We start from the raw sequence: 317 nt of genomic DNA on the forward strand, positions 1-317 counted from the left end.
GGAGCGATTACGCACACTGCCCGAACACGTCTACAACCAGATGGTCATGGGCTGAAAAACGTGGGGATACCTCAGATCCAAGCGTTCTTTTTACGCGATCAATTACTCAGGCATGTATCTGGCTATGCGGGTTTGCTTGGCCTGCTCAGGCTAGCGCAAAGCAGTGTCTCCAATGCATGGAGATTCTGATGGATGCATCCATGTGCGCCAGGAGCGTGTTGCCGGCCAACAATGATGGTAAAGGAGCCTCTAAAAACCCCAGCAATCTGCCATCATTGACTTGACGCCCTGCCAGCGGAGAACGACAGACATGATCA

At 52.4% G+C, this 317-nt stretch carries 1 protein-coding gene; it reads left to right on the forward strand.

Annotated elements, in window-relative coordinates; genetic code table 11:
- Positions 1-189 (forward strand): hypothetical protein (locus tag XpopCFBP1817_RS22430; protein ID WP_208619700.1); only part of this gene is annotated, 189 nt, incomplete at its 5' end.
- Between the last annotated feature and the right edge of the window lie 128 nt (positions 190-317).

The sequence above is a fragment of the Xanthomonas populi genome (assembly GCF_002940065.1).
Classification (GTDB): Bacteria; Pseudomonadota; Gammaproteobacteria; order Xanthomonadales; family Xanthomonadaceae; genus Xanthomonas; species Xanthomonas populi.